This window comes from Synechococcus sp. Tobar12-5m-g, from assembly GCF_024345415.1.
Classification (GTDB): Bacteria; Cyanobacteriota; Cyanobacteriia; order PCC-6307; family Cyanobiaceae; genus Regnicoccus.
In genome coordinates this window covers 69,027-87,975 of record NZ_JAGQBB010000008.1, presented here as the reverse complement: position 1 = coordinate 87,975, position 18,949 = coordinate 69,027, and the positions used below count along the sequence as shown (strand labels likewise).

Below are 18,949 nucleotides of genomic sequence, written 5' to 3'. Positions count from 1 at the left end.
GCAGGCAGTTGAGACGGCGTCGATAGAGTGGGATCAATGAGCTTTCTCGTCGGCCTCAACGACGCCCAGCGCCGGGCGGTGGATCACCACAACGGCCCGATGCTGGTGGTGGCGGGAGCGGGGAGCGGCAAGACCCGCGCCCTCACCCATCGGATCGCCCACCTGATCGGTCACCACGGCGTCGATCCTGGCCAGCTGCTTGCTGTCACCTTCACCAACAAGGCGGCCCGGGAGATGAAGGAGCGGCTGGAGCTGCTGCTCGCCCAGAAACTGGCCCAGAGCCAGTTCGGCCAGCCCTTCAGCATCCTGTCGCCCCAGCAGCAGCGGCAACTGCGCAACCGCATCTATCGGGAGGTCACCAAGGAGCTCTGGATTGGCACCTTCCACGCCCTGTTCGCGCGGCTGCTGCGCTTCGACATCGACAAGTACAAGGACCCGGAAGGGCTCACCTGGACCCGCCAGTTCTCGATCTACGACGAATCCGACGCCCAGACCCTGGTCAAGGAGATCGTCACCCAGGAGCTTGGCCTCGACCCCAAGCGCTTCGAGCCCAAAAAGGTGCGCTGGGCGATCAGCAACGCCAAGAACCAGGGCTGGCTGCCGGATGTGATGGAGGCGAAGGCCGAGGGGATGCGCGGCCGCAAGGAGGCCGAGGCCTACCGGCTCTACCGCCGCGCCCTGGCCGCCAACAACGCCCTCGACTTCGACGACCTGCTGCTGCTGCCGGTCCAGCTGTTGCAGAGCAACGAGCAGGTGCGCCACTACTGGCACGGTCGCTTCCGCCACGTGCTGGTGGATGAATACCAGGACACCAACCGCACCCAGTACGACCTGATCAAGCTGCTGGTAACGGGTGGCCGCGATCCCGAGACCTTCGACGACTGGGGCCAGCGCTCGGTCTTCGTGGTCGGCGATGCCGACCAGAGCATCTACAGCTTCCGCGCCGCCGATTTCACCATCCTGATGGGCTTCCAGGACGACTTCGGCGATCGGGCCAGCGACGAGGCCACCCGCACGATGGTGAAGCTGGAGGAAAACTACCGCTCCACCGCCACGATCCTGGAGGCGGCCAACGCCCTGATTGCCCACAACACGGAGCGCATCGACAAGGTGCTGCGGGCCACCCGCGGCGAGGGCGAGCGGATCACCGTCACCCGCTGCGACGACGAAATCGCCGAGGCCGAAGCGGTGGTGCACCGGCTGCGGCAGCTGGAAGCGGTTCATCCGGAACTGCGCTGGGGCGGCATGGCCGTGCTTTACCGCACCAATGCCCAGTCGAGGGCGATGGAGGAATCGCTGGTGCGCTGGGGCATCCCCTACATCGTGGTGGGCGGTCTGCGCTTCTACGACCGGCGTGAGATCAAGGACGTGCTCGCCTATCTGCGCCTGCTGGTCAACCCCGCCGATACCGTCAGCCTGCTTCGGGTGCTGAACGTGCCCAGGCGCGGCATTGGCAAGACCACCGTGCAGCGGCTCACCGATGCCGCCAACCAGCTGGGCCTTCCCCTTTGGGAGGTGGTGAACGATCCGGAGGCGGTGCGGTCCCTGGCGGGCCGCTCCGCTCGGGGCCTCCTGCAGTTCGGCGAGCTGATCACCGACCTGGCCCAGCGGCTGCAGGATGCCCCGCCCTCCGAACTGGTGCAGCGGGTGATGGAGCAGAGCGGATACCTGGCGGAACTGATCACCGAGGGCACCGATGAGTCCGAGGAACGGCGGCGCAATCTGCAGGAGCTGGTGAACGCCGCCCTGCAGTACCAGGAGGAGAACGAGGAGGGGTCGCTGGAGGGATTCCTGGCCTCCGCCGCCCTGGCCAGCGACGCCGACAGCAAGGACACCGCCGCCGACCGGGTCACCCTGATGACCCTGCACGCCAGCAAGGGGCTGGAGTTCCCCGTGGTGTGCCTGGTGGGGCTGGAGCAGGGCCTGTTCCCCAGCTACCGCTCCCTGGAGGATCCCGCCGCCCTGGAGGAGGAGCGGCGCCTTTGCTACGTGGGCATCACCCGTGCCAAGGAGCGGCTGTTCCTCTCCCATGCCAGTGAGCGGCGTCTGTGGGGCGGCATGCGCGAGCCGGCCGTGCCCTCTGTGTTCCTCTCGGAGCTGCCGCCGGAGCTGGTGCAGGGGGATGTGCCCCGCAGCGGCGGCGCGGCCCTGCGGCGGGAGCAGCGGCTGGATCGGCTCACGCGCGTGGATCGCGAGGAAAGCCAGCGGGTGGCCGCTGGCGGCAGCGCCGCGGCCCCGGCCAATGCGGTGCGGCGCCTGGCCCAGGCGTGGCCCTGGGCAGTGGGCGACCAGCTGCACCACGCCAACTTCGGCGACGGCACGATCACCCACCTGTTCGGCAGTGGCGAGAAGATCTCGATCGCCGTGAAGTTCGAGGGTATGGGTCCGAAGATTCTCGATCCGCGCCTGGCGCCGATCGAGCCGCTTTGACTCTTGCCACCACACCGGGTGGCCCCCGGGTGCTGGTACTGAGCGGCGGCCTGGTGCATCTCGTGAACCAGCTGGCGGTGGTGATCGGCCTGGGGGAGCGGGAAGGCTGGTGTGCGCGCGATCTGGCGGTGCTGGTGACCGGCGGACTGCGGCAGGACTCCGCTGGCCTTGAGGCCCTGCACCACCATCTGGAGCACTGGTTCGGCGCCCTGCGCCGGGAGTGGCCCGCGGCCTGCGCCGGGCTGCGGCTGGTGCGCGATTCGGTCCGGTTGCTTCCAGATGAATGGGAGATCGCCTGCCTCAATAACCTCTGGCAAAGGTGTCAACGGCAGCCGTTGGAGCGGCTCGGTATCCCCTTGGTGCTCGACTGTGGGGACGCCGTGGGGATCTACTACCGCTGCGGGCGGGAGCTTCGAGCGCTTCTCCCGAGCCTGCTGGGACTGCCGGTGTTGGAACCGGATCGGCGAGTGCGGCGGTTTCTCGAAGGCCGCCAGCCCCTGTGGCACCGACCAGCAGGCCCGGTGGAGCCGATGCCGCTGAGTGAGCGCGCCCACCTATTCGACAGCTTGGTGGCAAGCCTGGGCCCGTCGACCGACGCTGGCGTGGAGGCCGTGCTGGCCCTGAGTTCGCCCGGGGGGCCGCTGTGGCTCTGCTCAGTGCCCAACCTGGCCCACCAGTTTCCTGGCCAGCGGCTGCCGGTGGTCGTGTTGGAGGCCTGGCTCGATCAGCTCGAGGGCTTCGAGCGCCGCCGCGACCGGCTGCTGTTGATCGATCACCCCAAGGCGCCGCCGGGGGGCAGCTTCGGACCAGACCTGCCGGCGGCGGTGGCCGGTCCGATCCGCTCGGCCCTGCCCCTGGAGCTATTGGTGCGCCGCTGGCAGCAGGCGGCACCGCAGCGGCCGCTGATCGTGGCCGGCATGACCTCCGCCCTGGTGGGGGTGCGGCGCCTCACCGGGGCGGAGGTGCGCTGGCTGGCGCTGGCTCCCCTGTGGCGCGCCAATCCGAACTACCGGCGCAGGCCCCAGGAGTTCCTGCACCGCTGGCTTCGGGTGCGCCGCATGGCCCTGCTCTGCCGCGAGTCCCTGCCACCGCTAGCTGGCGGAAGGTGATGGTGGTGGAGCCGTTTTCCATCCCGATGGAGCGAGCGATGAGGATCCGCTGGCCGCCTCCCTGCCCGTTACGGCGCCCGCCTGGGGATGGATCTGGAGCCGGGCAGCCGCCGCCGGTTGCAGACCGTGTTTGCGGACTGGCCCTGGCCGACGTTTCGCCGCGCTCGGCCCACAGCCTGAACATGCAGGGAGCGCTGGTGAGACCCGACCGGTGAGGCTCAACCCATCGGGCCGCCGCCTCAGTAACGCATCAGCCACGGCCAGCGATCGGGCACACAGAGAAAGCTATCGTTGCGTCCACAGACCAGATTGGCGGAGGCCAGGATGCGATCGTCAAACCAATAGATCAGGGTGACGATCAAGGCCGGCAACACATACCAGTTGGCCTGATAATAGTGTAGCCAGGCGATCAAACTGATCAGCAGAAAGAAGCCCACAGCATCCGCCAGGCGACTGGTCGCCTGGGGTAGCCATTCCCATTGGATCGAGGCCTGCACGGCGATGTAAAGCAGGCCGAAGAGCATCAGCAGCCGGGTCCGCTGGCACCCCAGCAGCTGGCGTGGATTGAGCCGTTTCTGCAGGGCAGCCAGCACCACACCACCAGCGATGGCCCACTGCAACCTTCCCACCACCTTGCGCAGGGAATAGGTGTTGAAATAGTCCTGGCTGCGGTACAAGAAAAACTTCTGCATCAGGATCGGCCCCAACAGGCCGGCCAGCAGCAATAGCACCAGGGCTGCGAGCAGCACCAGCAGCCGGGTCCGCAGGTGCCACTGAGCCAGGGCTCTCCAGCGCTCGCCCCCGCAGCCGCCCCGCCCCGGCGCCCGAACCAGCAAGGGAGCCAGGCTGATGCCGAGATTGAGCGGGAAGGTGGTGTGCGCCAGGGCGGAGAGAAGCAACGCCAATCCCCCCCGCAGGCGCTCGAAGCGAGCCAGCTGTGCCGCCCACAGGAACACAGGAAGCAGCAGCAGCACCGCCAGTGCCTGGCGGGTGTGGCTGTTCTGGAGGAATCCCCGCAAGAGAGGGCTGCAGACGATCAGCAGGCTCCACCAGCCCCCCCAGGCAGGCACGCCCCAGCGGCGGGCCAGCAGCAGCGGGGCGGCGGCGAAACCGGCCGCCACCATCCCCTGCACCGCCGCCATCCGATAGGGCAGCAGCCGTACGACAGGACCGAGGCCCCACCAGAGTGGCTCTCCGTTGACGCCGAAGCCGAGGTAGTGCTCAAAGTCGTGGCTGAGCTTGGTGGGATCGCTGGTGCCCCAGCTAGCCAGGGTAAAGAACAAGGCCACCTGCGCCAATAGCAGCATTGCTGCACCAGCCCAGATCCGCTGTTGTTTCCAAACGACAGCGCCACTCATCAGGGATGCCATCATCACCTGAGCAAGGAACAAGGCCGCCATCCACCCTGGCGCGGCAACGACTTGGTCGATGCGATAGGGGCTTTCGGTAGGGAACATGTTGACAGGCCTTTGCTAACCCTGAGCGTAGGCCTGCATGATGTTGCGTAGGCCCTCTTGACGCATTGGCTCCCTCAGATAAAGAATGGCAGAATGGCTCCTGCATGTATAGATGGCCATGCAAGCTGGCCATTCGCTGGCCCAAGCTAGAAGGAGAGCGCTGTCATCTGGATCGCAACTCTGGGCGACTAGGATAGCAGCTATTGTACAGAGCTTAAATCAGAATACTCAGCAAAGGCTGATGGAGCAGGATCGCCATGCTGAAGGGATTACCAGCTAAAGCAACAGGCTCGGCCGCGTACATCAGCTATGATCCGCAACCTGTAAATATTGCAGGCGATGATAGAATTGGCCAGACCATCAAGTGATCGATAGAGATCCACGCATCGCAGTCTTTTATCACTTGTTCGGACGTTCTCTGCAGAAATAGAAACCCATGCAAAGCAGCACGATCGTGTAGAGAGTCCCGTGAGGTGGATGGCATTTACTGGGCAGTTCCATCCTCTGACATTGCTAGGGCTTTGAATTCATAACATTGAGTGTGGGGTTTCTTAGGGGTAGAGCCCTGACTCACAGATCGACGATGGCCATGGTTCCGAAACCCAGATTACCTGAATCAACGTTCCCCGTGGTCGTCGCCAATGCCTATGGATGCTAAGGTAAAACGTTGTCGGCCATGACGACTCAGTGGCACCAAGGACATTTTTCAACAGAATTGACAGGGTCTGGATCCGCACATCTCCAAAATGCTCATGCAGAAGTGTCAGTGACTTTGCCTGGGAAGTCGCTCAGTCCAAGCAAATTAGATGTCCAATCAGATCAAATATCATCGTCTTCAGAAACCCATACAAACGTGTGATCAGCGGCTTTTTAAACAAGTATGTTGAGCATAAAAACTATCTTGAAGCTTCTAGACGTAGAAATCCCCAGATTAATCTTTCTACCTTTCAGGATTTTCTGGAAGAACTTTATCGAAGCAACTATAGGTATATTGACAAGCTGCACTTTATGCCACAGATATCCAAGCATAGGTGGGTATCCTTCGATGCTATCTATGATTCAGATCATCTAAAGCCCCTGGAAGGCCACATCAATAGCATGTTCGAAACGAACATTGAAATGCCATTTAGAGTTAATAAGTACGGCCCTAAAGATGGGAAATCTGGCGAAACTATCTCAGATGGTGCGCCTTTTCCCGAGAATGCCTGGAGGCTCGAGCGAGAGGCTTTGCTGGAGTTAATTCAACAGAAGAAGATTCCACACTATCAAAACTTTTTTAATGATAGACTGAAAGGAATGGTTAGAGAGCTGTACAACGACGACTTTCGATTTCTCCGCACCTCCTTGCATCTTGGCGTTGCCGATGAAAAATTATATACAGATCTAACGAGTATCTAGATATGCGTTCTCGCTAGATTATGCGGACGTCAGCGATAGAAATGCAATGCGTCCTACGCAACAACTGATTTTTGGTCAGTTTGGCTTGCCGCTCCGCTGGCGGCGGCCGAGCAGGGGCGCGATCGCGGCACGACCCCCCACGAGGGCGAGCACCGGCAGATGCAACAGCTGGCGTCCTGTCCACCACCACAATCGGTGCCACCAACGCACGTCCCACCGTCCGTCTTGGGCCGGTGGGAACAGGCTGAAGGGCAGCGTCTCTAAGAACACTTCCGGGACCGCCAGAAAGGTACCCCAGAAGGTCATGCGCCCGACATGGTCAAGTTCGGCGACGATGCTCCCCGGGCGGCGGGGAATAGAGGCAGTCCTCACACGCCATGTCGCTTCGGAGCACTCGTCGTAGCAGGAGGCGGCCATGCGAGCACTCCAGGGACAGTAGGCAGCGACGAGTCGGTTGGCCATCTGAGTGGCCCGCATCGCAGCCTGGCCCTGGCAAGCCTTCAGCCAATGCCCGTGGCCGGCCCTGCCCTGTTCGGCCCGCTCTTCGTCAGAGTGGGCGATCACCTCCAGCCAATCGGCTGGAATCACCGCCGGCTCCTGGCCGCTCAGCAGCCGCAGCCGAACCCGCAAATCCTTGTCATCGAAGCCGTACCCCATCATCAGTTCATTGAAGCCGCCCACGTCCTCGAACATTCTCCGTTCGATCAGCAGTTGTCCCTTCCGTCCATCCAGGCCGCTCCCGAACGCGCAGACTCTTCCTCTGTCCCCCATCCGCAGCCCTGGGGCAGATGGGTCGAACCCCTGGCTGGGCCATGCGTCGGCGTCCAGCTTGAGAATCACTGCGCCGCAGGCCTGCCCCACCGCAAAGTTGTAGGCCCGACAGAGGTTCCAGCGCTCCTCACCCTCCACCCGCAGCAACCGCAGCCGGGGATCGCCGGGAAGATCGGCGCGGCGCAATGGCTCTGTGCTGCTCCAGTCGACCACCAGGTGCTCAGCGTGATGGGGCCAGGCCGCCACCGCCGCCGCCGATTGCAGGAGATGGCCGCTGCGGTTCATGCAGACCGTGACGATGCTGACACCAGGGTTGTTCAACCTCACAACTTGATGGCGTCCTCATTGACAACGAATGGCAGCTTACACTTCATCCCATCTCGAAACATCAATGACGCCCCTGACGCTGCGCCAACAAGACGATCAACTTCACCCAAGACTGGATGGCTGAATAGGACGAGAACGATTCTAAAATGAAGAGAAGTTTATTCATGAACCTCAGCAGAATGCGCCGTTGCTGGTGCCTTATCTTAGGCGATTTCCCGCAGAAATCTTCAGGATTCTTCTAGATGCTGATTTCAGCAACCGCAGCGGCAAGGACTCGTTGGAACGGTTTGTCGTTCTGGGAGTGACGCGTACTGGGAATGAAGAAGACCTGTGCCGAAGCCACCACAGTCGTCGTCCCTTGGCAGATGGCTTTGCCAAAACGCGGAATAGGAGCACCTACGCCCTCAGGGGCTTGATCCTGAGAACTTGTGTGACTAGACTAAACTGATTTCAGCTATGCAGTTGCCCGGTTGAGAATCTACTTGATCTGGCTGGAATTGAGGTCAGAGTTCATGGAAAGGGTCATCGATGGCAGCCGTTGAGCTTGGCATCTGTGCAATCACAACCTCCATGAGAGGAACGATGCCGAGGCCGATCGGGTTGACTCGAACGAAGCTTAGGATGCTAGCCACAATTCCCAGAGTCACCCCTCCCGAATTGCCCCGGACCGGTTCGCGGTTGATGCTGAAGCTGAGGGAATGCTCAAGGTCGTGGCTGATCTTGGTGGGGCCTCAGGGGTGGAGGATCTGGCCCAGCTCCTCCTGTCCCCGGAACCGCCCGAAGCCCCAGAACGGATCCAGCAGGCTCCAGACGGGTCCACCGGATTCACTGCCGGCCCCATGGGCCAGCAGCCCCCGGAGGGCGACGCTGAGCCGCCGCCGCTCGGCCCACTCTCGGCTTTCTTCCTGTGCCTTGGCCGCCTCGAGGCCGGAGAGATCCTGCTCGGCTTCCCCATCGATCCAGTGCAGCCGCTTGCCCAGGGCCACGCCATAGCCCAGATGGGTGCCGAAGGCGTTGCTGGCCAGGCCGTCGCTGAGCTCCAGCAGGGTGCGCATCCCATCGAGGAACCAGGGGTTGGAGCGATGGCCGTTGCAGGCCAGGATCCAGCCAGGTGGCAGACCCTCCAGGTGCGGGTCCTTCCAGTGCCGCAGCCAGATCACGCTGCGGTAGCCACTTGTGCGGACCCGTTGCTCCACCTCATCAATGCAGGCCATGAGGTCGTTCGAGCGCTCCACCTGGTCCCAGCTGTGAGCCAGCACCACCAGCAGGGCAGGACCAAGCTGGGCGCGCAACTCCGCGAGAGCTTCAGGATCGAGCACGGGCCGCGCGTAGGCGATCCAGGGGCCGATCGGGGTGGCCGGCAGGCCGAAGCGCCCGGTGATCCAGCCGGCCCGGAGCGGTCCCATGCAGAGATAGCCCTGCGCCCAGGGCCGGGGAGTCTCGAAGGTGGCCCCCTCGGACACCTTGAGGCCGTGCTCCAGCAGGAACGGCAGAGGCGCGCCGATCAGGGGCAGGCCGGCGTGGCGCTTGAGTTGGATGTCGTGGCCGTAATGGTGGGAGGCGTTTTCTCGTTCACGGCGGGCTGGGCTGAAGAAGGGCTTCAGCCCCGACGAGGATCGAAAGCTGCCCTGGTCCCAGAGGTCGGAACAGACCTGGGGGGCGAAGGGGCGGGCTGCGAAGGCCTGATGCACCAACCCGCGGAAGGCGGCCAGAGCCTGCCATTGGTCACGGTCCAGTCGCTGCAGCCGGTCCAGGGGACCCAGCCGACCGGCCCGCAGGGCTGCCTGGAGCCGCTGTCGCAGCCGCTGCTTCAGGTCCATGGCGCGCGCCGCTTCATCAGCGGTCGTTGCGGTCGAGCCAGCCGTGGCGTGCCAGCGCGCGCCAGTCGCCGCGGGAGCGCAGGATCGCCTCGGCCAACAGCCGCACAGCCCCCCCTCCGCCGGGGCGGCCCAGCACCCAGTCGGCCTGGCGCCGCAGCGGCGCCGCCGCATCGGCCGGGCAGAGCAGCAGCCCCGCCAGGGGTCGCACCACCAGGTCGTTGAGGTCGTCGCCCACGTAGGCGGTGCGCTCTGGCGGCACGCCGAGGGTGTGCTGCAGACCCGCGAGGGCCGCCGGTTTGTCTTTCACACCAGTGAGGCAGTGGTGGATGCCGAGCGTGCGGGCCCGCTGGTTGGTGGCGCCCCCCTTGCCGCCGCTGAGCAGGGCTACCTCCAGGCCAACCTGCTGCAACAGACGGATGCCGAGGCCGTCGCGCACATCGAAGCGCTTGATCACCTCACCGGATTCGGTGGTGAACAGGCCGCCATCGGTGAGCACCCCATCCACATCCAGCACCAGCAACTGAACGGCAGCCAGGCGGCCGCGCAACTGGCGGCGGCCGGCACTCACAGCGTGCTGACGGCCTCGGTGCCGGCCAGCAATGGCGTCCGGATCGCCATCAGTTGCTCCAGCAACGGCTCCAGCCGGTGCAGGGGCACCATGTTGGGCCCATCGCTGAGGGCGTTCTCGGGATCGGGGTGCACCTCGAGGAAGAGGCCGTCCACACCCACCGCCACGGCCGCCCGGGCCAGCGGCGCCACAAACTCTCTCTGTCCGCCGCTGCTGCTGCCGCGGCCGCCCGGTTGCTGCACCGAGTGGGTGGCATCGAAGATCACCGGGCAGCCGAGGGCCTTCAGCTGGGGCAGGCTGCGGTAATCCACCACCAGGGTGTTGTAGCCGAAGCTGGAGCCCCGCTCGGTGAGCCAGAGCTTCTCGACGCCAGCCTCCCGCAGCTTGGTCACCACCTGGGCCATGTCCCAGGGGGCCAGGAACTGGCCTTTCTTCACGTTGATCGTCTTGTCGGTGCCCCGCACGGCCTCGGCGGCGGCCAGCAGCAGGTCGGTCTGGCGGCAGAGGTAGGCGGGGATTTGCAGCACGTCCACCACCGCCGCCACTTCGGCGGCCTGGTGGCTCTCGTGGATGTCGGTGAGCAGCGACAGCCCGAAGCGGGCCTTCACCTCCGCCAGCACGGCCAGACCCTCGGCCACACCGGGGCCGCGGAAGGAGCCACCGGAGCTGCGGTTCGCTTTGTCGAAGCTGGCCTTGAACACGTAGGTGATGCCCAGCCGCTCGGTGATCTGCTTCACCCGTTCGGCGATGCCGAACACAAGCTCCGGGGACTCGATCACGCAGGGTCCGGCGATCAGGGTGAAGCTCATGGAAGCGGGGATCGGGAGGGCGAACGAATATTCAGCTCACCAGCTTGCGCTCCAGTGAGGCCAGGTCGCGGAAGGAGTCGGAGCGGTACTGGAGCTCCTCGAACGTACCGGAAGCCTTGATCCGGCCATCGTCGAACTCATAGATGCGATCACAGCGCATCACCGTGCTGAGCCGGTGGGCGATCACCACGGTGGTGCAGCGGCGCCCCACCACCTCCAGGGCCTCGATCACGTCGCTCTCGGTGCGGTTGTCAAGGGCGCTGGTGGCCTCATCAAGCAGCAGGAAGCGGGCGCGGCGGTAGAAGGCGCGGGCCAGGGCCAGGCGCTGGCGCTGGCCGCCGGAGAGCTGCAGCCCGTTCTCTCCCACCGGTGTGTGCAGGCCATAGGGCATCTCGGAGACGAATTCCGCCAGCTGGGCGGCATCAAGCGCCTCCCAGACCTCGTCGTGGTCGATGGCGTCTAGCGACTGGCCGAAGGCGACGTTCTCAAGAATGCTGGCGTCAAGCAGGTTGATGAACTGGGGGACCTGGGCACAACAGGCCTGCCAGGCGGGTACATCCAGCCCGTTCACGGGGATGCCGTCGAGCTCAAGCCCGCCCTGCTGGGGGATCAGCAGGCCCAGGAGCAGGTGGGCGGTGGTGGTCTTGCCGCTGCCTGTGGAGCCCACCAAGGCAATGCGGGAGCCCACCGGGATCGATAGGCTCACCCCCTTGAGCACCGGCTGCCCGCTGCCTGGATACCTGTACCAGGCGTCCTTGAGGCGGATGGTGCGGGTGGGGAAGATGCCCTCGGGGGTGGGCACTCCGGGGGTGGAGAGAGTCGGACGACTGCTGGGAAGTTCCAGAAGTTCGAGCGTCTTGTCGACCACCGGCAGGCTGCCGCGCAGCTGGGTGATGGCGGAGAAGAAATCCTGCAGGGGGGGCGTCAGCCGCAGGGCCACCACCGCCAGGGTGGTGAGAAAGGGAATGATGTGAAGGATCTCCTGGCGTTCGCCGCTCAGCAGGGCCGGCACCGCGCCCACCGCGAAGATCATCGTGATGCCGAGGGGCTCGATCAGCATCCGGGGCATGTTCGGCAACAGCTCGGAGGCCCAGGAATACTGCTTGGCCCGTTCGCCGGTGGACACGAAGGCATCGCGGAAGTGATTCTCCGAGCCGGTGAGACGGATGTCGCGGATCGACCCGAGTGATTCCACCAGGATGTGGGCAGAGCGCGATTCCAGCCGCAGTTTCTGGCGGGAAGCGTGGCGCAGGTAGGGGGTGATCAGCATCGAAAGACCGAGGTAGGCCCCCACCAGTGCCGAAATCAGCGCCACCGCCAGCCAGCGGCCCACCACCAACACCCCAACCGAGAGCAGCACGATCGAGAAGATGCTGCCCACCATGCGCAACAGCGGACTGACCACCGAGTTGGAGGTCTTCTTGATGTGACTCAGCAGCAGGGTGGAGAGCTTGGAGGTGCTGCCGGCCAGGTGATATTCGTAGTCCTGGGCCAAGACACGAGAGTGGACCAGGTTGCACAGATCGATCCAGATCCGGGCAGAAAGCCGCTGCTGAAAGAACTGAAGACCCAGCTTGGCAAACGAACCCAACCAGGAGAGGGTGATCAGCAGCAGGATCAGCCAGAGGCTCTGATCGATGGCATTGCCGCCGAACACTTTCACCCCCGGCAGGGTGTTCGGCAGCTTGCTGCCCACCAGGGCCCCCATCAACCTGCTCACCATGGCCACGGTGATCAGGTCGATGAGGCCGGGAAGGATCGAAAGGGGCAGCAGCACCAGCAGGGAACGGAACCGCTCCGGGGGCAGGTAGCCCAGCAGTCGCCGCAGCTGAACCACGGTGCGGCTGTGGAAGATACCAGCGAGCGGCGGCATCGATCGGCGCGGAGATCGCAGCGTTTCTGAGCCCAACGACACCAAAGGTATGTGAAGGGTCCGCAAAAGGTTCAGCGGGCCAGCCAGCCTTTCAAGCGCCCCACCCGTCCTCGCCAGCGCAGTTGCCACGGCGGCGGGGCCCGCAGTGGGGGCTCCGGCGGCACCACAGCCCCCGCCCCCTCCACCCCCAGCAGCCGATCCCAGTGAACGTTGATCGCCGCCAGCGCCTCGCCCCAGCGCTGCTGCAGCCGGGCTTCGCCGCACTCGGCCAGCAACCGCGCCAGGGCCTGGGGATCCGCTCGCCAGGGGGCGGGATCGTGGGCGGCGGAGCCGATGCGCTGCAGATCGGCGCCCAAGGTGCCGGCGCCGATCTGATGGCCGAGCCGGCCGGGGTCGATCGTGTCGGCTAGGGCGTGGTTGAGGCTGCTGAACACCACGCAACCACTCGCCAGCGCCTCCAGGGGCGGCAGGCCGAACCCCTCGCTGACGCCGCGGCCGCGCCAGTAGTCGGCGGAGTCATAGAGGAAGACGCGGCTGCGGTTGAACAGGCCGACCAGGTCGTCGACCCAGCCGCTCTGCACCTCCACCCGCAGACCGGCGTGCCTCAGGGCAGGCACCAGTTGGTTGAGCACGTAGGCACTGGTTTTGCGGGCCTGCACCAGCACGTCGATGTCCCGCTCCAGGCCGCGGTCACACCACTGGGGGGCGAGGGCGTTGGGCACCAGAAAGAGGGGATTGCGCGGCGCCCGGTCCCCCCAGTAGCCCAGGGTGTTGCGGCTCACCGCCAGCACCGGCACGCCGGCCGGCAGGTCGAAGCTATAGCCGCCGCTGTGGGCGTGGTAAGCCAACGGCCGGCCGCGCAGTTGGCGCAACTGACGGGGCACGTCGAAGCCCCAACTCACGATCCAGAGGGCAGGCCCGGGGCAGGGCTCAGCGCCCACCAGATCGGCCAGAAAGGGATGGCCGCTTTCCCGAACCCGGTAGGTGACGATCTCGGTGGGGGCCAGGGCCGAGGCAAGACCCGCGGTCTGCAGTTCCACCTGCAGGCCACCACAGCGAAACCGGGCCCCGGTGCCGGGAACCAGAAACCGAAGTGGGCGCAAGCTCAGGCCGCCACCACCTCGGTGCTGCCGGTGCGCTGGCGGCGGGTGAGGAAGCCGAACAGCACCTTGCCGATGGCGGCCACCAGGTTCCCCTCCAGCTCCTGGAACATGGTCATGTTGAGATGGAAGGCGTGGTTGGCCTCGGCCACGATTCGATCGGCCGTGGCCTGGTCGATCGGCAGCCGGTCGAGGGTTTCGCGGTAGGTGGCCTTGAAGGCCTTCTCATCGGGGATGGCGTCGAACTCGTAGAAGCGCAGGCCGTCGTGCTCGCCCAGGTTCATCGCCTTCTGGGCGATGTTCTTGAGGATCTGGCCGCCGGAGAGATCGCCGATGTAGCGGGTGTAGTGGTGGCCCACCAGCAGCTCAGGGGATTCCTGGGCCACCTGATGCAGCCGGGCCACGTACTGCTGGGCGCCGGGGGTGGCCTGAATCTGCTGGCGCCAGTCGGCACCGAAATAGAAGGCCAGGTCGGCCTCCAGGGTGGCGCGGCGGTTGAGGGCGTCGCTGGCGATGGGCCCCACCACCGGGTGGGCCTTGAGCTTGCCGATCTCCTCTTCCATGGCGCTGTACACGAAGTAGAGATCGGCCACCAACTTGCGGTAGCTGATCTTGTCGACGACCCCCTTGAGGAAGCAGGTCACGAAACCGGTGTTCTCGGCCATCGTGTGGGCCTTCTTGGTGCCTTCACGCAACTGGGTGGCAAGGGCGACAGCCATTGTGCTGGGAGCCGTAGGAAGAACGAACAAGCTAGTTCTGGCCTGGCGGCTGGGTGGTCTGAAGGTTGCGAAGGGTTACGCGGCCAGGCCGGGTTCGCCGTGTTCCTGCCCGTGGTCGGGATCGCGGGCCAGCAGGGCGAACAGGTCGCGGCACATCTGCTGCAGGGTCGTCACCACCTCGGGTTGGGGCAGGTTCGGCCCGCTGGGCTCCCAGCCACCAACGGTGGCGAGGCGCCACTGCTCCCCCTGGAAGGTCATGCCACTGATCAGCACCCCCAGCAGGCGTGGTGGCCCCGCGGCGTTCCCCTGGCCAGGCGCTTCGCTCAGGCGCAGCTGGATCAGCAGGCTGCGGCACTGCAGGCGGGGGCTCCAGCCCGGGAAGTGAAAGGCCAGATCGACCGATTCCTCCTCCGTGAAGGCTCGGGTGAGCGGATCGTCGCGCCAGGGGGTGAGGTTGGCGCGGGCATCGGGGAAATGACGGCGGACCAGGCCCGCCGCCGAGGCGATGGCCCGGGCCATCTCCGGGCTGCGGGCCAGGTCTGCCGCATTCATGGCGTTTCCCCTGAGCAGAACGGCGGATCGGGCTGAACCTAGGCTCACCCGGCCAACCATGTTGCAGGGTCCCAACGGCCGCTGCGAGCCTGGCCGGCCCCAACCAGGAACACCACCGGTTGCAGCCCCTTCACCCCCGCTTGAACGCCCCGATGGTGATCGCCCCCACCGCTTCCTACGACAAGCTCACCGCCCCGAGCAGCGGCACCGCCATCCGCTTCGAGAACGGCCTGCCGGTGGTCCCCAACGACCCGATCATCCCGTTCATCCGCGGCGACGGCACCGGCGTGGACATCTGGCCCGCCACCCAGCGGGTGCTCGATGCGGCGGTGGCCAAGGCCTACGGCGGCGAGCGGCGGATCGAGTGGTTCAAGGTGTATGCCGGCGATGAGGCCTGCGAGCTCTACGGCACCTATCAGTACCTGCCCCAGGACACGCTCACGGCCATCGAGGAGTACGGCGTGGCGATCAAGGGGCCGCTCACCACCCCGATCGGTGGCGGCATCCGCTCGCTCAATGTGGCCCTGCGCCAGATCTTCGATCTGTACTGCTGCGTGCGCCCCTGTCGCTACTACGAGGGCACCCCCAGTCCCCACAAGCGCCCCCAGGACCTGGACGTGATCGTCTACCGGGAGAACACCGAAGACATTTACATGGGGATCGAGTGGGCGGCCGATGACCCGGTGGGGATCGAGCTGATCGCCTATCTCAACGACACGGTGATCCCGGCCAACGGCAAGCTCAAGGGCCGCCGCATCCCCGAGGGTTCCGGCATCGGCATCAAGCCGGTGAGCAAGTTCGGCACCCAGCGGCACGTGCGCAAGGCGATCCAGCGCGCCCTCCAGCTGGAGGGGGCCAAGCGCCACGTGACCCTGGTGCACAAGGGCAACATCATGAAGTTCACGGAGGGGGCCTTCCGCGACTGGGGCTACGAGCTGGCCACCACCGAGTTCCGTGACGCGTGCGTCACCGAGCGGGAGAGCTGGATCCTGGGCAACCTGGAGCGCAACCACGGCCTCAGCATCGAGGACAACGCCCGCCTGATCGAGCCCGGCTACGACAGCCTCACACCTGAGAAGAAGGAGGCGGTGGACGACGAGGTGCGGGGGGTGCTGGCGGCCATCGGCGAGAGCCACGGCTACGGCAAGTGGAAGAGCCTGGTGCTGGTCGACGACCGCATCGCCGACAGCATCTTCCAGCAGATCCAGACCCGCCCCCAGGAGTACTCGGTGCTCTGCACCCTCAACCTCAACGGCGACTATGTGAGTGATGCGGCCGCCGCCGTGGTGGGGGGTCTGGGGATGGCGCCGGGGGCGAACATCGGCGACAAGGCGGCCATCTTCGAGGCCACCCACGGCACGGCGCCGAAGCACGCTGGCCTGGATCGCATCAATCCCGGCTCGGTGATCCTCAGTGGCGTGATGATGCTGGAGTTCATGGGTTGGCAGGAGGCGGCCGACCTGATCACCAGTGGCCTGAGCGCGGCGATCGCCAATGGCGAGGTCACCTACGACCTGGCCAGACTGATGGAGCCTCGGGTGGAGCCGGTGAGCTGCTCCGGCTTCGCCGAAGCGGTGGTGCGCCACTTCGGCGGCTGATCCACACGCCAGCCAAGATGAACACCACCCAACCACCGGCGCCGTTCATCGGCTCGATCAGCGCCTCCGATCCCTGCATCCACTGCGGCTTCTGCCTGCCGAGCTGTGCCAGCTACCGGGTGCTGGGGACGGAGATGGATTCGCCCCGGGGGCGGATCCACATGCTCAAGGCGATCGAGGCCGGTGCGCTGGAGCTGGATGCCACGGTGGCCGGCCATTTCGATTCCTGCCTGGGCTGCCTGGCCTGCGTCACCGCCTGCCCGTCGGGTGTGCGCTACGACGAACTGATCGAGGCCACCCGCCCGAAGCTGAATGCACCCGAGTTGCGCAGCCCCTGGCAACGGAGCTTGCGGGCCCTGTTGTTCCGTCTGCTGCCCTACCCCGGCCGGTTGCGGGCCGTGCTGCAGCCGCTGCGGCTCTACGCCGGAACGCCGCTGCAGCGCCTGGCCCGCCGCAGCGGCCTCACCCGCCTGTTCGGCCCGCAGCTCGAAGCGATGGAGCGGCTGCTGCCGCCCCTGGCGCCTGAGGCTTTCGCGGATTGCCTCCCGGTGGTGGTGCCGGCCCAGGGGCAGCGGCGCTACCGGGTGGGGCTGGTTCTGGGCTGCGTGCAGCGGCTGTTTGATCCACAGGTGAACCGAGCGGCGGTGACTGTGCTGAGCGCCTGCGGCATCGAGGTGGTGATCCCGCCGGCCCAGGGCTGCTGCGGTGCCATGACCCACCACCAGGGGGAACTGGAGCAGACCAAAGAGCTGGCGGGCAGCCTGATCGACGCCTTCGCCGCCGTGATCGGCCCCGGCAAAGCGGCGGGGCCAGAACCGCTCGATGCGGTGCTGGTGGCGGCCTCCGGTTGCGGCCACACCCTGAAGGCCTACGACGCCATCCTGGCGAGCGAACCGGCCTGGGCCGCCCGGGGCAGCGCCTTCGCCGGCCAGGTGGCCGACATCCAGGAGTTTCTGCACCGGATGGGCCTGGGGGAGGCGGCCCAGGGGGCGCTTCAACCCCTCACCCACGCCGATGGCACTACCGCCAGCGCCGAGCGGCCCCTGCGGCTGGCCTACCACGACGCCTGCCACATGCTCCATGGCCAGGGGATCGCCGAGCCGCCCCGGGCCCTGCTGCGCCAGATCCCCCATGTGGAGCTCAAGGAGGCGGTGGAGGCGGGGGTGTGCTGCGGCAGCGCCGGCATCTACAACCTGGTGCAGCCCCAGGAGGCGGCCGAACTGGGGCGGATCAAGGCGGCCGATCTGAGCGGCACGGGTGCCGATCTGGCGGTGAGCGCCAACATCGGTTGCAGTCTGCAGATCCGCCAACACATGGGCAGCACGAACCTTCCGATCGAGGTTCTGCACCCGATCCAGTTGCTGGAGCGGAGCCTGAATGGGTGCTGACGATGGCCACTGAACGACGACTGCGGTTGGGCCTGGCCCTAGGCGCCTTGGCGGGAGCCAGCCTCGCTTTTGCACCCCTGGCGGCCCGGGCCGGAGTGACGCCGCCCACCGCCCAGCGGCCGGGGTGGTGAACTACGCCAAGGGGGGCCTGGCCACGGCCTCGCTGATTCAACAGTTGCAGGGGCTGGCGGCCCAGCCGGTGCGCTGCCCCACGGCGATCATCGCCATCGGCACCAACGATGCGATGTTGCCGCTCAGCGATCAGCAATTCCAGGCGAACCTGGCCCAGATCCTGGCGCTGGTGCGGGGTCTGGGGGCGGAGCACATCCACCTGCTGCCGGCCTTCTATTCCACGGTGGCCGCCAGCCAACGGCCGTCGATGGCCGGCCCGATCTGGCGAATCGATCAGCTCAACGGCCTGATCCAGGCGGTGGCCGTCCAGGAACAGGTGCCCGTGCAGGCAGCCGTGGTGCAGCCGCTGTTCGAAGCCGCTGCACTCCGGAGTGACTACACCGTGGACGGGGTGCACCTCAACGAGGCCGGCAAGGCGGTGTATCGCAAAGGGTTGCTGGGGTTGGTGCAGCAGACGGGGGATGGCAGAAGCGCGGGGGCGCCGGCGGTTGCGGGGCAGGGGAACTAAAGGATTGGTTCAAAGGCCCAAGCCAGCAGGCGCTACTAACACCAACCTTCTGAACCGAGGGCCTTGCGGCATGGGAAGCTGCGCCGTCCAGCACCGATTTGCCATGAACCACCAGGGGATGTGCATCTGCGGACCGGTGATGCACGGTGATCCGACATCCGAGGACGCCAGGAAGGCCTGGCTGACAGGGGATCCTGGTGAACAACCCCCAAACTGTGAACAAGATGGGCGGAACGGAAATGTCTCAGCAACGAGCTGAAGCGTCTCGCTGCGGGCCCTCCAGCAAGAATGACCCGGCATGCCGCCAGGCCCAGCGTGAATCACGGTTCCGATATGCACCGAACTGCCTGGCAATGGATCCGGCAGAATTCAGGCCGCAACCGAGATTGA

16 protein-coding genes are annotated in these 18,949 nt (G+C 65.6%); 7 read left to right on the top strand and 9 right to left on the bottom strand.

The window, feature by feature from the left end; genetic code table 11:
• Window positions 1-36 precede the first annotated feature (36 nt).
• Entirely contained in the window at window positions 37-2,430 is a 2,394-nt protein-coding gene (locus tag KBY66_RS06920) for a UvrD-helicase domain-containing protein (RefSeq protein WP_255088545.1), read from the top strand.
• The gene (locus tag KBY66_RS06915) at window positions 2,427-3,539 is read left to right on the top strand and encodes a hypothetical protein (RefSeq protein ID WP_255088544.1); all 1,113 of its coding nucleotides are present in this window, start codon (window positions 2,427-2,429) and stop codon (window positions 3,537-3,539) included. The genes KBY66_RS06920 and KBY66_RS06915 overlap by 4 nt, the downstream gene beginning before the upstream one ends.
• A 239-nt stretch (window positions 3,540-3,778) precedes the next feature.
• Here KBY66_RS06915 and KBY66_RS06910 read toward each other — a convergent pair whose 3' ends face one another.
• Window positions 3,779-4,828: a hypothetical protein gene (locus tag KBY66_RS06910; RefSeq protein WP_255088543.1), complete on the bottom strand. Its 1,050-nt coding sequence runs from the start codon at window positions 4,826-4,828 to the stop codon at window positions 3,779-3,781.
• Window positions 4,829-5,851: 1,023 nt separating this feature from the next.
• Between KBY66_RS06910 and KBY66_RS06905 the strand changes: the two genes are divergently transcribed.
• Window positions 5,852-6,394: a hypothetical protein gene (locus KBY66_RS06905; RefSeq protein WP_255088542.1), complete on the top strand. Its 543-nt coding sequence runs from the start codon at window positions 5,852-5,854 to the stop codon at window positions 6,392-6,394.
• A 75-nt stretch (window positions 6,395-6,469) separates the two neighbouring features.
• On the opposite strand, the gene KBY66_RS06900 is transcribed toward KBY66_RS06905, so the two are convergent.
• The 8 genes from KBY66_RS06900 to KBY66_RS06865 all read right to left on the bottom strand — a co-directional run bounded on the left by KBY66_RS06900 (window position 6,470) and on the right by KBY66_RS06865 (window position 14,933).
• Window positions 6,470-7,486: a glycosyltransferase family 2 protein gene (locus KBY66_RS06900; protein WP_255088541.1), complete on the bottom strand. Its 1,017-nt coding sequence runs from the start codon at window positions 7,484-7,486 to the stop codon at window positions 6,470-6,472.
• A gap of 737 nt (window positions 7,487-8,223) precedes the next feature.
• Window positions 8,224-9,312 carry a hypothetical protein gene (locus KBY66_RS06895; protein ID WP_255088540.1) on the bottom strand — a complete coding sequence of 363 codons (1,089 nt, stop codon included), beginning with the start codon at window positions 9,310-9,312 and terminating at the stop codon, window positions 8,224-8,226.
• 16 nt (window positions 9,313-9,328) lie between these two features.
• The gene (locus tag KBY66_RS06890) at window positions 9,329-9,880 is read right to left on the bottom strand and encodes a KdsC family phosphatase (RefSeq protein ID WP_255088539.1); all 552 of its coding nucleotides are present in this window, start codon (window positions 9,878-9,880) and stop codon (window positions 9,329-9,331) included.
• The gene (kdsA, locus tag KBY66_RS06885) at window positions 9,877-10,689 is read right to left on the bottom strand and encodes a 3-deoxy-8-phosphooctulonate synthase (RefSeq protein WP_255088538.1); all 813 of its coding nucleotides are present in this window, start codon (window positions 10,687-10,689) and stop codon (window positions 9,877-9,879) included. Before kdsA ends, KBY66_RS06890 begins: the two co-directional genes overlap by 4 nt.
• Before the next feature lie 31 nt (window positions 10,690-10,720).
• On the bottom strand, window positions 10,721-12,562 hold the full coding sequence (locus KBY66_RS06880) for an ABC transporter ATP-binding protein (RefSeq protein WP_255088537.1): 1,842 nt from the start codon (window positions 12,560-12,562) through the stop codon (window positions 10,721-10,723).
• Between the two features lie 71 nt (window positions 12,563-12,633).
• Window positions 12,634-13,665, bottom strand: coding sequence for a glycosyltransferase (locus tag KBY66_RS06875; protein ID WP_255088536.1), 1,032 nt, complete (start codon window positions 13,663-13,665; stop codon window positions 12,634-12,636).
• Window positions 13,666-13,667: 2 nt separating this feature from the next.
• Entirely contained in the window at window positions 13,668-14,381 is a 714-nt protein-coding gene (locus KBY66_RS06870; RefSeq protein WP_255088535.1) for a heme oxygenase (biliverdin-producing), read from the bottom strand.
• Window positions 14,382-14,456: 75 nt separating this feature from the next.
• Window positions 14,457-14,933, bottom strand: coding sequence for a hypothetical protein (locus KBY66_RS06865; RefSeq protein WP_255088534.1), 477 nt, complete (start codon window positions 14,931-14,933; stop codon window positions 14,457-14,459).
• Window positions 14,934-15,085: 152 nt separating this feature from the next.
• On the opposite strand from KBY66_RS06865, the gene KBY66_RS06860 reads away from it, so the two are divergent.
• The 4 genes from KBY66_RS06860 to KBY66_RS06845 are packed head-to-tail and all read left to right on the top strand — an operon-like array spanning window position 15,086 to window position 18,559.
• On the top strand, window positions 15,086-16,531 hold the full coding sequence (locus tag KBY66_RS06860; RefSeq protein ID WP_255088533.1) for an NADP-dependent isocitrate dehydrogenase: 1,446 nt from the start codon (window positions 15,086-15,088) through the stop codon (window positions 16,529-16,531).
• Between the two features lie 17 nt (window positions 16,532-16,548).
• The gene (locus KBY66_RS06855; RefSeq protein ID WP_255088531.1) at window positions 16,549-17,919 is read left to right on the top strand and encodes a (Fe-S)-binding protein; all 1,371 of its coding nucleotides are present in this window, start codon (window positions 16,549-16,551) and stop codon (window positions 17,917-17,919) included.
• Between the two features lie 2 nt (window positions 17,920-17,921).
• A complete protein-coding gene (locus tag KBY66_RS06850; protein WP_255088530.1) occupies window positions 17,922-18,050 on the top strand; it encodes a hypothetical protein in 129 nt (42 codons plus the stop codon).
• Window positions 18,047-18,559: an SGNH/GDSL hydrolase family protein gene (locus KBY66_RS06845; protein ID WP_255088529.1), complete on the top strand. Its 513-nt coding sequence runs from the start codon at window positions 18,047-18,049 to the stop codon at window positions 18,557-18,559. Before KBY66_RS06850 ends, KBY66_RS06845 begins: the two co-directional genes overlap by 4 nt.
• The last annotated feature ends 390 nt before the right edge of the window (window positions 18,560-18,949 follow it).

Coding starts and splice junctions, on each gene's coding strand:
- kdsA (WP_255088538.1), bottom strand. CDS start 10,689: ATGAGCTTCACCCTGATCGCCGGACCCTGCGTGATCGAGTCCCCGGAG.
- KBY66_RS06855 (WP_255088531.1), top strand. CDS start 16,549: ATGAACACCACCCAACCACCGGCGCCGTTCATCGGCTCGATCAGCGCC.
- KBY66_RS06860 (WP_255088533.1), top strand. CDS start 15,086: ATGGTGATCGCCCCCACCGCTTCCTACGACAAGCTCACCGCCCCGAGC.
- KBY66_RS06880 (WP_255088537.1), bottom strand. CDS start 12,562: ATGCCGCCGCTCGCTGGTATCTTCCACAGCCGCACCGTGGTTCAGCTG.
- KBY66_RS06870 (WP_255088535.1), bottom strand. CDS start 14,381: ATGGCTGTCGCCCTTGCCACCCAGTTGCGTGAAGGCACCAAGAAGGCC.
- KBY66_RS06850 (WP_255088530.1), top strand. CDS start 17,922: ATGGCCACTGAACGACGACTGCGGTTGGGCCTGGCCCTAGGCGCCTTG.
- KBY66_RS06895 (WP_255088540.1), bottom strand. CDS start 9,312: ATGGACCTGAAGCAGCGGCTGCGACAGCGGCTCCAGGCAGCCCTGCGG.
- KBY66_RS06920 (WP_255088545.1), top strand. CDS start 37: ATGAGCTTTCTCGTCGGCCTCAACGACGCCCAGCGCCGGGCGGTGGAT.
- KBY66_RS06865 (WP_255088534.1), bottom strand. CDS start 14,933: ATGAATGCGGCAGACCTGGCCCGCAGCCCGGAGATGGCCCGGGCCATC.